Annotated in this window: 11 protein-coding genes; 2 read left to right on the top strand and 9 right to left on the bottom strand. The window is 66.6% G+C overall.

The genetic code is table 11. From position 1 onward, the window contains the following. The first annotated feature begins 202 nt into the window (after nt 1-202). The gene (locus ATO3_RS04850) at nt 203-1,957 is read left to right on the top strand and encodes a calcium-binding protein (RefSeq protein ID WP_088648632.1); all 1,755 of its coding nucleotides are present in this window, start codon (nt 203-205) and stop codon (nt 1,955-1,957) included. A 140-nt stretch (nt 1,958-2,097) separates the two neighbouring features. On the opposite strand, the gene ATO3_RS04845 is transcribed toward ATO3_RS04850, so the two are convergent. The 3 genes from ATO3_RS04845 to ATO3_RS04835 form a co-directional block, all read right to left on the bottom strand. Beyond that, a complete protein-coding gene (locus ATO3_RS04845; protein WP_088648631.1) occupies nt 2,098-2,709 on the bottom strand; it encodes a methyltransferase family protein in 612 nt (203 codons plus the stop codon). Between the two features lie 524 nt (nt 2,710-3,233). Beyond that, nucleotides 3,234-3,926: a response regulator transcription factor gene (locus tag ATO3_RS04840; protein WP_088648630.1), complete on the bottom strand. Its 693-nt coding sequence runs from the start codon at nt 3,924-3,926 to the stop codon at nt 3,234-3,236. 607 nt (nt 3,927-4,533) lie between these two features. After that, complete coding sequence (locus tag ATO3_RS04835; protein WP_088648629.1) at nt 4,534-5,157, bottom strand: J domain-containing protein; 624 nt, start codon at nt 5,155-5,157, stop codon at nt 4,534-4,536. Nucleotides 5,158-5,231: 74 nt separating this feature from the next. On the opposite strand from ATO3_RS04835, the gene ATO3_RS04830 reads away from it, so the two are divergent. Beyond that, complete coding sequence (locus tag ATO3_RS04830; protein ID WP_088648628.1) at nt 5,232-5,510, top strand: BolA family protein; 279 nt, start codon at nt 5,232-5,234, stop codon at nt 5,508-5,510. Here the strand turns inward: ATO3_RS04830 and ATO3_RS04825 are convergent. The 6 genes from ATO3_RS04825 to pepN form a co-directional block, all read right to left on the bottom strand. Further along, complete coding sequence (locus ATO3_RS04825) at nt 5,507-6,073, bottom strand: DUF4177 domain-containing protein (protein WP_088648627.1); 567 nt, start codon at nt 6,071-6,073, stop codon at nt 5,507-5,509. The two genes, ATO3_RS04830 and ATO3_RS04825, sit on opposite strands and share 4 nt — an antisense overlap. 129 nt (nt 6,074-6,202) lie before the next feature. Continuing rightward, a complete protein-coding gene (locus tag ATO3_RS04820; RefSeq protein ID WP_198963201.1) occupies nt 6,203-6,694 on the bottom strand; it encodes a thioesterase family protein in 492 nt (163 codons plus the stop codon). A gap of 258 nt (nt 6,695-6,952) precedes the next feature. Further along, complete coding sequence (gatB, locus tag ATO3_RS04815) at nt 6,953-8,464, bottom strand: Asp-tRNA(Asn)/Glu-tRNA(Gln) amidotransferase subunit GatB (protein ID WP_088648626.1); 1,512 nt, start codon at nt 8,462-8,464, stop codon at nt 6,953-6,955. A gap of 68 nt (nt 8,465-8,532) precedes the next feature. Continuing rightward, nucleotides 8,533-9,798, bottom strand: a complete 1,266-nt coding sequence (locus tag ATO3_RS04810; protein ID WP_088648625.1) for a hypothetical protein — start codon at nt 9,796-9,798, stop codon at nt 8,533-8,535. A gap of 123 nt (nt 9,799-9,921) precedes the next feature. Beyond that, nucleotides 9,922-10,377, bottom strand: a complete 456-nt coding sequence (locus ATO3_RS04805; protein ID WP_088648624.1) for a hypothetical protein — start codon at nt 10,375-10,377, stop codon at nt 9,922-9,924. Nucleotides 10,378-10,381: 4 nt separating this feature from the next. Continuing rightward, nucleotides 10,382-12,931 carry an aminopeptidase N gene (gene pepN, locus ATO3_RS04800; protein ID WP_088648623.1) on the bottom strand — a complete coding sequence of 850 codons (2,550 nt, stop codon included), beginning with the start codon at nt 12,929-12,931 and terminating at the stop codon, nt 10,382-10,384. Between the last annotated feature and the right edge of the window lie 53 nt (nt 12,932-12,984).

Here is a 12,984-nt window from a genome sequence, read left to right as displayed (position 1 = left end):
CCGGAGCGGGCGCGGATTGCGGCGGCGCGGCGGGGGGCGGGGCGGTGTCTGTCGCGGAGCGCGGGACAGTCCGCCTGCTTTTCAAGTCATTGTATTCGAAAATCTTTCCATCCGGCGGCCGGCCCCGATTTCCTTGACTTAATTTCGACACAAGTGAAAGGTCGCCTCTGTTTTAGTGCATTTTGACCTGGGGGTGTGGCGAATGCTCACATTTCTGGCCCTGATGGGCCTTGCCGCGGGTGCCGTTTTTGTCGGCACGGACGATGACGACGAAGTTTACGGAACCGGCGAGAACGACATCGTGGATGGCGGCCCGGGCGACGATTTCATCCAGGTCCGCCAGGGCGATGACGAGGTCAACGGCGGCCCCGGCGACGACGAGATCTATGGCGCCCAGGGCCACGATACGCTGAACGGCGGCGCGGGCAACGACACGATCTACGGCGCACAGAACGACGACACGATCCGGGGCGGGGACGGCGACGACTGGCTTGCCGGCGGCACCGGCCAGGACATGATGTACGGCGAAGACGGCGACGATTTCGTCAAGGGCGAAGGTGGCCGCGACGAGGTCTACGGCAACGACGGCGACGACGAGCTCTGGGGCGGGCCGGGCAATGACTCTCTCTACGGCGGCGCCGGGCACGACACCCTGCTGGGCCAGCAGGGGCACGACACGCTCCGTGGCGGCCTTGGCAACGATTCCGCCTGGGGCGGGCCGCAGAACGACCTGATCGACACCGGTCCCGGCAACGACTTTGCCGACGGCGGCGCGCAGAACGACACGATCTATACCGGCATCGGCAATGACGAGGCCCATGGCGGCGACGGCGACGATTACATCGACACCTCCATGCCGCTCGAGGAGCAGGTGCCCGATCTCGGCTTCCCGCCCTACGCGGGCCTGCCCGGCGTGCCGGGGGACCCGGATCCGAACGATGACCGCGACAGGGCCTGGGGCGGCGCGGGCGACGACACGATCTTCACCGGAGACGACGACGATTACATCGACGGCGGCGAGGGCGACGATTACCTCGATGGCGGCTTTGACCGCGACCGGATCTATGGCGGCTCGGGCGATGACACGATCATCGGCGGCGAGGGCGATGACCTGATCCACGGCCAGGACGGCAATGACACGATCTACGGCGGGCTCGACCCGGCCTATCCCGACTTTGCCAATATACCCGACGACGGCAGCGCCGGCGATCCGGACCCGGTCACGAACAACGGCCAGGACGAGATCCACGGCGGCGCGGGCGACGACCGGATCTTCGGCCAGGACGACGACGACCGGCTTTATGGCGACGCGGGCGCCGATTACATCGATGGCGGCGTGGACGACGATTACATCGACGGTGGCGCCGATGACGATGAGCTTCTCGGCGGGCAGGGCGACGACTGGCTGCTGGGCGGTGACGGCTGCGACACGCTCTCGGGCGGCACCGGCGACGACCGGCTGGAAGGGCAGCGCGGCATGGATACGCTTTCGGGCGGCGACGGCGACGACACCCTGCTGGGCGGCGAGGGCGACGACACGCTTTCGGGCGACGCGGGCAACGACGTGCTGAACGGCGGCTCGGGCGTGGACGTGCTGGACGGCGGGGCGGACAACGATGTGCTGATCCTGCAGGAGGGCGCTATGACTGGCGGCGAGGGCGACGATGTCTTCGTGATCCAGGATGCCGACCACGACCGCAACGAGATGCTGCAGATCACCGATTTCGATCCGGCCGAGGATGCGCTGGTGCTGAACTTCCCCGAAGGCGCAGAGCTTCCGGCCCCGGAGGATATCGCGCTGGTGCAGAACGGCGACAATGTCGAGGTCCGGGTGACCGCGCCCAACGGCTCGATCCTGGTGGCCGAGCTGATGGGGGTGCAGGCCGACACGATCGACCCGGCCTCGATCGCGATCACCGATCTCGACCAGGCCGGGCTGGCGGCGCTGGCATCGTAGGCTCGGGCCCCTTTTTGACATGACAAACGCCCCGCGGATATTCCTGCGGGGCGTTTTTTTGGAGATGCGGCTTGTCCGGCAAGCCTGTACGGTTCGCCGGACAAGCCTTGGCGCCGGCGGGGCAGGGGGGGCGCGGGCCCTCAGCCCTTCGCCAGCACGTCCGCGCGCAGCCGCATGAAGCTGCGTTCGTCGATGAAACGCGGGGTCGTGGCCATGTACTCCAGGAAGGCCCGGCCGTAGCCCTCGGCCAGCCAGCGTTCCTCGTTCAGGATGAACAGGAAATACAGCACGAAGAGCACCACCGCGAAGACCAGCGTCAGCGGCGAGGCGGCCACGATCCCCAGCCCCACGGTCGCCAGCACCGAGGTGACGTATTGCGGGTTGCGCGAATAGGCGTACATGCCCCCGGTCACCAGCCCGTCGGCCTCGCAATAGGTGTTGTCGAGCCCCAGGAACCGGTAGCCCCAAAGCGTGATGCCGAAGGCCACGACGGTGACAGGCACGCCCAGGGCGTAGCGCAGCCAGTGGCCCAGCCCATGGGCCCAGATCTCGGCCAGGGCAAAGACCACCGTGGCCCCGCAGAACAGGCGGAAGATCCCGAAGGCCGTGGCGTGCCGCCAGCCCGAGGCGGCGGGCCAGAAGCCGAAGGCGGGGGTTTTCAGGTTGTAGGCCAGCGCGCCGCCCAGAAGAAGCGCGGAGAGAACGGCGGCCCAGGCCGATGCGGTGTGAAGGAACGTCAGGACCTCGGTCATGGCTTTCAGCTGCTGCAAAACGGAAATCGCCGGAAGTGTAAAAGGCCCCCCGGCATCTATTCAACGCTTACAGCATGGCGGCGTGACAGGGATGTAACGCGTACTGCGCGACCTTGCGCCGGATCTGCCCGCCGTCGGCAACTCGCCGCTGCGCCCTGAACCGGGTCATCCTCCCGCCTGCGTGCGCCCCGGGTCATGGCATCATGCCCGGCCCTTTGCTTTGCGCCATGGCCTTCATGCCCGGCCCTGCGCGCGCCCCGCCCCGGCAAAGGCGGACATCGCCGCGCTGACCGTCCTCGGCTGACCGTGCTCCCCGAACCGCTTGCCCCGAAACGCCTGGCGCATCTGCTACCGCGTTCGGTGCCCCGGCGTCATGTGCCGGCGGCCTTCCGCGCCCGGACCGGTCCCGACGGTCCTTCGCGCAGGCTTTCCGGGCAAACGCCCCGGATCTTCAACCGTTTAACATCTTGAGAGTGAAGTGTCATACTGTCAGAAGGCGTATCCCTCGCCCTCCGGACCCCGATTCAGTCCTCCGGCAGGGTCAGCCGATAGCCCACGCCATAGACCGTCTCGATCGCCTTGCAGGCCGGATCCACGGCCTTCAGCTTGGTCCGCAGCCGCTTGATATGGCTGTCCACGGTGCGGTCCTCGACACAGATCCTGTCGCCATAGACCCGCTTCATGATCTGCTCGCGCGTCCGGATGTAGCCCGGCGCCTCGGCCAGATAGGTGAACAGGCGGAACTCGGTCGCGCTCAGGTCCAGCGGATGGTCGCGCCACAGGGCCCAGTGCCGGTTCGGGTCGATGACCAGCGGTCCAACCTCCAGCACCTTGTCGCCGGGGCGGGTCAGCTCGCCCTTGTGGCGCCGCACCAGCGCGCCGATCCGCTCCACCATGACGCGGGGCGAAAACGGCTTGGCCACGTAATCGTCGGCCCCCATCCGCAGGCCCATCGCCTCTTCAAGCTCGGAGGCGCGGGAGGTCATGACCATCACCGGCAGGTCCGATTGCGCGCGGATCTGCGCCAGCAGCTCCAGCCCGTCGACACGCGGGATCCGCATGTCCATCACCGCCATGTCCGGTCGCAGCCGGCGCAGCGAGCGCAGGGCCAGGGTCGGATCCACGAAGGTCTCGACGTGATAGCCTTCTCCCTCCAGCAATTGCGACAGCGCCTGAAGCGCGCTTCGGTCGTGATCGACCAGCATGATAGATCTCATGTCTTCTCCTTTCTGACGTCGCACAGGCCCGACAGGCCGGGCCGCAGGCTCCGGCCATGGGTGCGGCCGGGACAGTCGTGCTGACGGGATAAGACGGCGAAGGCGGGGGGCTGTATTTCGAATTTCTGCCAGATTTCTGCGGAGGAATGCCATCATGACGGCGATGTGACAGGATTCGGCCCGCCGTGAGGATATTGAAACATAGCCGCTCACGGCGGCGTTACCGCTTTCTCACGCCAGCGTGACGCCGTGTAACCCGTTTGAAACAAAGGAAACCTTGGGCGATCCCAAGGCCCGGGGCCGCGCGCGCCGATCCGGGGTGAGTCGAAATGGGGCAATCCGACCGATTTGCCCCCGCTTTCGAATGCGTGCCACCGGACGCCCGGCCCAAGGCACGCGCCGCACACGACCGAACAATCACGGTCATGTCTCCAGGCAACCGCCCGGTCCACCGGCGGCAGGCGCCCTGAACACAGCGGACATCCAGACGCCCCGGCGGCCGGGCAGACCCCGCGCCAGCGCGCTGCCGGACCATCCCCGTCGGCAAACGGCGACCGGACGCCTGGTCTCAGGCGGCCGGCCCCTGCCGGGTCATGTCCCTACCGGGTCATTCCTTGAAATTGCGGCTGATCTTGATCTGGTCCCAGGCCCAGACGACTTCCTGCAGCTGTTCTTCCTGGCTGCGGTCGCCGCCGTTCATGTCCGGATGCAGCACCTTGATCAGCTTCTTGTAGGCGCGGCGCACCTCGGCCTTGGTCCAGTTGTCCTTGGCATCCAGGATCTCGATCGCCTTGCGCTCGGTCGGGGGCAGCTTGCGCCCCGACACCTTGCGGCCCTTGTTCTTGGTCGCGTTGGCGCCCAGCACCTGGTGCGGATCGTCGATGCCCAGCCGGGCCCAGGCCCGCGCCTCCGGGTCGCCCAGCGGCTTCGTCTCGCGCTCCCAGACCTTGTCCTTGGTCCGCTGCGCGTTCAGCTCGGCCTCGGTCGTGCCGTCGAAGAAGTTCCACTTCAGGTTATATTCCCGCACGTGCTTCTGGCAGAACCAGAAGTAATCGTCCAACACGTCCGGTGCCTTGGGCGCACGGTACTTGCCCGGCTCTTCACAGCCCTCGTGGTCGCAGACGCGGGTCGATGTCTCGGATGCACCCGACATGCCCCGCCGACCACGCGGGTTCTTCTTCTTGGACGCGGAAACGGACATATCGAAACCGAAGGGGTCAGACTTTGTCATGGGCGGGCACCTTTTCGACTCGGACTGCAGAGTTTAAACTTTGTCGCACCAGATAGAAGGGGGCGTTTGAAAAAATGGTGACCTATACCGGCGAAGGTGCCGTTACGGCCGAGATCCGCGAGCGCCTGACCCAGGCCTTTGCACCCAGCGAACTTCAGGTCCTCGACGAGAGCGAGAAACACAGGGGCCACGCGGGATACCGCGAGGGCGGGCAAAGCCATTTCCACGTCGCGATCCGGGCCCCCGCCTTCGAAGGCAAGTCGCGCATCGCCCGTCACCGGGCGGTGCATGCGGCGCTTGGCCCGGCGCTGATGAGCGACATTCATGCGCTGAGCCTCGACATCGGGACCTAGCTCCCGTCGCGCGAGCCGCGCAGCGGACGCAGCGGGATCGGGCCGTCGCCCTTCGGGCGCTCCGCAAAGTCGCCCTTGGGGCGCTCAGCCGTGCCGCCCTCCGGGCGCTCGGCCGTGTCCTCCGCCCCGTGCGCCCCGTCAAAAGCGGCGGGCGCCTCCGCGAAGCCCGGCTCCGAGACCTTGGCGTCGCGGGCAACAGCGGCCGGTGCGGCCACCGTGGCCGCCGGTGCCACCGGGTCGGCCGTCACGGCGGGGGGCGTCACGGGCACTGCCGGATGGGCGGGCGCCTCGGGCGTTGCGACCTGGTCGGCATGCATCGTGCCCGGCGCCACGCGCTCGCGGCGGAAGATCAGCAGGTTGCGCCATTCGCGCGTCGTCTTCGAGATCCCCGAGCGTTCCTCGCTGGGCAGCATCTCGGCCCGCACGTATTCCCAGCCACCCTCGGCCATGCGATTCAGCACCGCTTCGACCGAATTGGCAAAGCGCGCCTCGGGCTGCTTGACGCCCCTGACCTTGTCCCCGCGCGTGGGGGCAGGGACGACCTTGTACTCGAATTGAGCCATCGTTTGGGGACCTTTCTGCAGAACCCGGGGGAGACTACCAGACCCACGCGCCGAAGAAAGCCCAGTAACCGCGGATGCGGCCGAATCTCGCGCGTTGTTGTCCGCCGGCCTCCGCGATCGCCGCGCGTTTCAGCCCTTGCGCGTGATCCCCACCTTGCGGCCCGCCCGCTCGGGCCACCCCAGCGCGTCATGCTCGGCCTTCATCGCCCGCAGCCGCGCCGCGATATCGTCGGGAAACGGCGCCACCTTCGGCCCCGACCGGTCGATATGCAGCGCCAGGGCCTCTCCGGTCGCCGCCAGCCAGCCGTCTTCGTGGTGGATCTCCTGGTAGGTGTGAAACCGCTTCTCGTCGTGATCCAGCAGCTGCAGGCTGACCCGCACCTTGTCGCCCAGGTGCAGCTCGCGCACGTAGCACAGGTGGAATTCCGCCGTGTAGGTGGTGAACCCCCGCTCGGCGTAGTCCGGGCCAAAGCCCAGGATCTCATAGGCCTCGTCCCCGCAGCGGTCGAACAGCACGTTGTAATAGGCCATGTTGAGATGGCCGTTGTAGTCGATCCACTCCGGCAAGATCTCCATGACCGAGGACATGAACGGGGCGGGCCGGGCTGTGGTGTCTGACATGGTGTGGGATGCTCCTGAGTTCAATCGTGGTGACCCTACCCGCAGGCCGTGCGCTCTGCCAGACATGTAGGGCGGGGTTCACCCCGCCGCGCACGAGGGTGCCGGTGCCGGGCCATCGGGCGGCCCGTTGGCGCCGGGCGGCCCGCCGGACCTCGGTGAGACGGCCCGTTCAGCCGTTGTACAAAAAGGACAAACCCCGGAAAACACCGTCCCGGGGTTTGTACAAAACGGACAAAATGCCTGTCAGATGCGACGGGCTCAAAGCCCCAGCTTCGCCGCCACCAGCTCGTTCACCGCCTTGGGGTTGGCCTTGCCGCCGGTCGCCTTCATCACCTGGCCGACGAACCAGCCCGCCAGTTTCGGGTTCTGTTTCGCCTTCTCGACCTGCGCCGGGTTGGCCGCGATGACCTCGTCCACGGCGGCCTCGATGGCGCCCGTATCGGTGACCTGCTTGAGGCCTTTTTCCTCAACGATAACAGCGGGATCGCCGCCTTCGCTATAGACGATCTCGAACACGTCCTTGGCGATCTTGCCGGAAATGTCGCCCTTTGCGATCAGGTCGATGATCCCGCCCAGCTGCGCGGGGCTCACCGGGCTGTCGGTGATCGCGTGGTCTTCCTTCTTCAGCCGGCCGAACAGTTCGTTGATGACCCAGTTCGCGGCCATCTTCCCGTCGCGTCCCGCGGCCACGGCCTCGAAATAGGCGGCGGCCTCGACCTCGGCGGTCAGCACCGAGGCATCGTAATCGGTCAGGCCGAAGTCCTTGATAAAGCGCGCTTTCTTCTCATCCGGCAGCTCCGGAAGCGAGGCCTGGATGCCGTCCACCCAGGCCTGCTCGATCTCCAGCGGCATCAGGTCGGGGTCGGGGAAGTAGCGGTAATCATGCGCCTCTTCCTTGGACCGCATCGACCGCGTCTCGCCCTTGTCGGGGTCATAAAGGCGGGTTTCCTGTTCCACCTTGCCGCCCGCTTCCACGATGGCAATCTGGCGTTTCGCTTCAACTTCAATGGCTTGCTGGATAAAGCGCATGGAGTTCATGTTCTTGATCTCGCAGCGCGTGCCCAGATGCGCAAAGTCCTGCGTTTCCTGGTACTTCTCGTATGCGCCCGGCAGGCAGATCGACACGTTCACGTCGGCCCGCAGGTTGCCGTTCTGCATGTTGCCGTCGCAGGTGCCGAGATAGCGCAGAATCTGCCTTAGCTTCGCGATGTAAGCCGCTGCTTCTTCAGGGCTTCTGATGTCCGGGCGCGACACGATCTCCATCAATGCGACGCCCGTGCGGTTGAGATCGACGAAGGACATGTTCGGGTCCATGTCGTGGATCGACTTGCCCGCGTCCTGTTCGATATGGATGCGTTCGATCCGCACCTTGCGGCCCAGCCCTTCGCCCAGCTCGACCAGCACTTCGCCTTCGCCCACGATCGGGTGATACAGCTGCGAGATCTGGTAGCCCTGCGGCAGGTCGGGATAGAAGTAATTCTTGCGGTCGAAGGCCGACACCAGGTTGATCTCCGCCTTCAGCCCCAGCCCGGTCCGCACCGCCTGTTCGACGCAGAACTCGTTGATAACAGGCAGCATTCCGGGCATCGCCGCATCCACGAAGGCGACATTCGAATTCGGCTCGGCCCCGAATTCGGTGGAGGCGCCCGAGAACAGCTTCGCCCTGGAGCTCACCTGCGCATGGACTTCCATCCCGATGACCAGCTCCCAATCGTGCTTGGCACCGGCAATGGTCTTCGGCTTCGGGGCGTCGTAGGTGAGATCGAGCATGGCGCTGGCTCCGGGTTTGCGGGACTGGCTCGCGTTCTAAGCCAGCCGCGCGGGCGGAGCAAGCGGGCTCAGGGCCGCAGAAGCTCGGGCCCGCTCTCGGTAAAGCGCACCCGGTGGCCCGAGAGGATATCGTCGGCAAAGCTGTCGCAGATCGCCTGCAACGCGTCCGACCGGCCCCTTGCGGCAAAGCGGCTGCTGGAGGTGGTGCGCGCCAGCGTATCGGCGCCTTCGGCCGCGCCCGCCCAGATCAGCGGATGCACCTCGGTCAGGTGGTCGCGGATCAGCCAGCGGGTGCAATCGGCGATGCGGGTCCGCGCGTAATCGGCGGTGGAATCGAAGCCCATGCGCTGCTGCATCGTGACGGCGCAGAAGGCGGTCAGCTGGTTGATCATCGACTGGTCCGGGCAAACCGCCACGATGTCGTGCAGCCCTTCGATGAAGAACTCCATGTCGACCCTGGCACAGGCCTCCTCGTCCATCGCCACCGCGTCCATGTAGACCCAGGTGTAGCCGCCCGCGCCCCAGATGTCCTGGGTCCGCGCGGCGGTGCGGCGGGCCTCCAGCTCCAGCTGGTCATGGCTGCCGAACCAGCGCGGCAACAGGTGCAGACCAAGCGCGCGCATGTGGCGGTGGTTGTGCGGGTCGAGGTCGATCAGATCCTCGTAATCGTCGACAAAGCGCGCCTGCGGGTCGCTATCGGCGGCCAGCAGCGCGCAACGCGCGGCGGCAAGGCCGGGGCTGTTCATCTCAAGCCCGGAATACGGCGCCAGGATCCGTTCGGCCCGTTCGAAATGCCGGTAAAAGGCGGCGCGGTTGGCGCGGGGCACGGTCGCGTCCCAGCCGGTGCCGCGCCAGGCCCAGCCGATGTCGATATGGCTCAGCGCGATGACCAGCGCGGCGGCGTAATCGCCCGGCATCTCCTCAAGCACGCCTTCCAGCGCCTGCACCCCGGCGCTCAGCTGCGCGTCGCGGGGCGGGCGGCCATCCAGCAGCGCATGTTCCGCCGCCATCACCACGTCGGACCGCGCGCCATAGGCCAGAAGATCCGCCACCGGCATCCCCGCCGGTGTCACCCGGCGCGCCTCTTCCGCCACCCGCAGCTCGACCGACAGCTGTCCCCATTCCTCCTGCCGCGCCAGGAACCGGCCGCGCGCCACCGCCGCTTCCCGCGCGATCTGGTCGTCGGCCTCGTCGCGGACCGGGATATCCAGGCACTCCTCGGGATTGAGGTCGGGCGAGGGGCCGCGCGGCGCCGGCAGGGCGAGAGGCGGCAGATCGGGCCGGCGCAGAAGCGCAAGAACCGAGCCGCGGACAGTCTGTATGGTGGTATTCAAGCTCAGGTGCATTCTCAACTCGGCAGCGGAAGGTGCATATGTGGTGATCGCCCGGATTTAAGGCGCAATCATGGCGCCGCGGCGGAGCTTTCGGCGCTATTCGGCGGCTTCGATGACACGAATTCAGCCGTCCCGTCCGGCGCGGTGCGACCGCAGCGTGAAATGGTGGCGCACGGTCGCAACGCCGCGCGTGGCGAGGGCATCCTCGAACAGGCGATGCGGAGGGCGGATGTCCGGGGGAAGCTGGACGTTGCGCCCGTCCCGCATGCGGAAGCTGACCAGGACGGAAAAATCCCAGGCGGTGTGGAACCTTGCCTGTTCGATCTTGGCCAGCGCCAGCGTGCCCTCGCGCCGCCCGGACTGCCAGTGCAGCCTGGTGTCGTCGAGCGTCAGCGTGGCGCGTGGATCGGCGATCACGTCGCGCAGGGCGGGCAGGGTGGCCAGCGCCAGCGGCGCCAGGATCCAGGGGCTGGCCTGCAGGCCCAGCCACAGGGCGATCAGCCCGGCCCAGGCCGCCAGAAGGGCGGCGAGGGGTGCGGGCCGGCGCCCCCTCTGGCGATGCAGAAAGGGCGCGGGCATCGGATCAGGCGAGGATGCGCTGCACCATCTCGGTCGTGTCGCGCGACAGACCCGGCGTGGCGGCGATACGCTCCAGCGCGGCGCGGGCATGGGCCTGGCGCCCGGCGTCATAGCGTGTCCAGGTCTGGAAGGCGGTGCTCATCCGCGCGGTGGTCTGCGGGTTCACCGGGTCCAGCCGGATCAGCCAGTCGGCCAGCAGCGCGTAGCCCGATCCGTCGGCGGCATGGAACCCGGCATGGTGCCCCGCCAGGGCACCCAGCGTGGCGCGGAAGCGGTTGGGGTTCTTCATGTTGAAATCCGGGTGCTCGGTCAGGGCCTTCGCGGTGGGCACGCTGGCCTCCGGCGTGGCCTGCATGATCTGCAGCCCGAACCACTTGTCGATCACCAGCCGGTCGTGCTTCCACTGATCGTAGAAGGCCTGCACCTCGGCCTCGTCCTTGCCGGCCGAGATCAGGCAGCCAAGCGCCGAAAGCTGCAGCGTCATGTTGTCGGCCTTTGCATATTGCGCGGCCGCCGCCTTGCCGCCATCCAGCCGAGTCAGCAGGCGCAGCACCGCGCCGCCCAGGGCGCGCTTGCCCGCCTGCTCGGCGTCGGGGCTGTAGGGCGCGTCCACATGCGTCTCGGCGGCCAGCCGGGGCAGCAGATCCTGCAGGTGCTCGGCCAGCGCCTGGCGCAGCGTTTCCACCGCCTGCCAGATCGCGTCAGGGTCCGGGGTGATGCCCTTGTCCTTCAGCGTACCGGCCAGGTCCGATTGCGTCGGCAGAGCCAGCATCAGCGCGCGGTAGGCCGGATCCAGCGACGCATCCCGCAGCACCGCCTGGATCCCGTCGAGATACGCTGGCTCAGGCGCGGCCCCCTTGGCCGCCATGTCCAGCAGGGTTTGCCGGGCCAGCGCATTGCCAGCCTCCCAGCGGGTGAAACTGTCGGTGTCATGGGCCAGCAGGAAGGCGCGCTCTTCGGTCGTGCTCTCGCGATCCAGCGTCACCGGCGCCGAAAAGCCGCGCAGCAGCGACGGGACGGGCTTCGACGCGAGGTCCTCAAAGACGAAGCTCTGCTCGGCCTGCGTGATCTCAAGCACTTCAGTGGGCCGCACCTCGTCCCCGTTGGGATTCAGAAGGCCCAAGGCCATCGGGATCACCTGCGGCTGAGGCGCGGGGGTTGCGGCCGAGGGCTTCGTTTCCTGCCGGAAGGTAAGCGTGTAGGTGCCATCGTCCCAGGCCTCCGACACGGTGACCCGCGGGGTGCCGGCCTGGGTGTACCAGCGCTTGAACTGGGTCAGGTCGCGGCCAGTCGTATCCTCGAACACCTTCAGCCAGTCCTCGATCGTGCAGGCCTGCCCGTCGTGACGGTCGAAATAGAGATCCAGCGCCGCCTTGTAGGCGTCATCGCCCACCAGCGTCTTGAGCATGCCGATCACCTCGGCGCCCTTTTCATAGACCGTTGCGGTGTAGAAGTTGTTGATTTCCTGGTAATGATCGGGCCGCACCGGGTGGGCGAGCGGGCCGCTATCCTCGGGGAACTGCCGCGCGCGTAGGTCGATCGTGTCCTGGATCCGCTTGACGGGGGCCGAGCGCATGTCCGAGGTGAACTGCGCATCGCGGAAGACGGTCAGCCCTTCCTTCAGGCACAGCTGGAACCAGTCGCGGCAGGTGATGCGATTGCCGGTCCAGTTGTGGAAATACTCATGCGCGATGATCGCCTCGATCCGTTCGAAATTCATGTCGGTCGAGGTTTCGGGAGAGGCCAGCACGGCGGAGGAGTTGAAGATGTTCAGCCCCTTGTTCTCCATCGCGCCCATGTTGAAATCGTCCACCGCCACGATGTTGAAGACATCGAGGTCATATTCCCGGCCATAGACCTCTTCGTCCCATGTCATCGACTTCTTCAGCGCCTCCATCCCGAAGGCGCATTTGCCTTCGTCGCCCGGACGCACCCACAGGTTCAGGTCAACGGGCTTGCCTGATCGGGTGGTGAAATGGTCGGAATGGGCCACCAGCTCTCCGGCGACCAGGGCAAAGAGATAGGCGGGCTTGGGCCAGGGATCGTGCCATTCGGCGAAACCGTCGCCCTTTTTGCCCGGATTGCCGTTCGACAGCATCACCGGCAGATCGCCCTCGATCCGGACGCTGAAGACGCTCATGACATCGGGGCGGTCCGGGTAATAGGTGATCTTGCGGAACCCTTCCGCCTCGCATTGCGTGCAATACATGCCGTTCGACATGTAAAGCCCTTCCAGCGCGGTATTATTCGCCGGATCGATCTCCACCTCCGCTTCCCAGGTAAAAGCGCCGTCGGGCACCTTGGCGGTCAGGCCTTCGGATGTCAGGTGCGTGTCAGCAGGGGTGCCGTCGATCGTGGCCGAGATCAGCGTCAGCTCTTCGCCATGCAGGAAGAAGTCCTGCGCTGGGGCACCCGGGTTGGGCACGAAGGCGATGCGGCTTTTAACCCGCGTCGCGCGGGGCGCGAGGATGAAGGTCAGCTCCACCTTCTCCAGCTGCCATCCGAAAGGGGTGTAGTCCGAAAGAAGAATGGTCTGGGGGGCCGCGTCGCGCATCGTGTGATCCGTTCCTGTGTGAAACCTGCTGCCGGACCCGCAAGCGATCCCGG

This window comes from Marinibacterium profundimaris (assembly GCF_002210095.1).
In the GTDB taxonomy this organism is placed as follows: Bacteria; Pseudomonadota; Alphaproteobacteria; order Rhodobacterales; family Rhodobacteraceae; genus Marinibacterium; species Marinibacterium profundimaris.
The sequence above is the reverse complement of the archived record's forward strand: the minus strand, read 5'-3'. Positions and strand labels throughout refer to the sequence as shown.

Excerpts from the sequence above, each read along its gene's own strand:
- ATO3_RS04850 (WP_088648632.1), top strand. The coding sequence starts at position 203 with ATGCTCACATTTCTGGCCCTGATGGGCCTTGCCGCGGGTGCCGTTTTT.
- ATO3_RS04845 (WP_088648631.1), bottom strand. The coding sequence starts at position 2,709 with ATGACCGAGGTCCTGACGTTCCTTCACACCGCATCGGCCTGGGCCGCC.
- ATO3_RS04840 (WP_088648630.1), bottom strand. The coding sequence starts at position 3,926 with ATGAGATCTATCATGCTGGTCGATCACGACCGAAGCGCGCTTCAGGCG.
- ATO3_RS04835 (WP_088648629.1), bottom strand. The coding sequence starts at position 5,157 with ATGACAAAGTCTGACCCCTTCGGTTTCGATATGTCCGTTTCCGCGTCC.
- ATO3_RS04830 (WP_088648628.1), top strand. The coding sequence starts at position 5,232 with ATGGTGACCTATACCGGCGAAGGTGCCGTTACGGCCGAGATCCGCGAG.
- ATO3_RS04825 (WP_088648627.1), bottom strand. The coding sequence starts at position 6,073 with ATGGCTCAATTCGAGTACAAGGTCGTCCCTGCCCCCACGCGCGGGGAC.
- ATO3_RS04820 (WP_198963201.1), bottom strand. The coding sequence starts at position 6,694 with ATGTCAGACACCACAGCCCGGCCCGCCCCGTTCATGTCCTCGGTCATG.
- gatB (WP_088648626.1), bottom strand. The coding sequence starts at position 8,464 with ATGCTCGATCTCACCTACGACGCCCCGAAGCCGAAGACCATTGCCGGT.
- ATO3_RS04805 (WP_088648624.1), bottom strand. The coding sequence starts at position 10,377 with ATGCCCGCGCCCTTTCTGCATCGCCAGAGGGGGCGCCGGCCCGCACCC.
- pepN (WP_088648623.1), bottom strand. The coding sequence starts at position 12,931 with ATGCGCGACGCGGCCCCCCAGACCATTCTTCTTTCGGACTACACCCCT.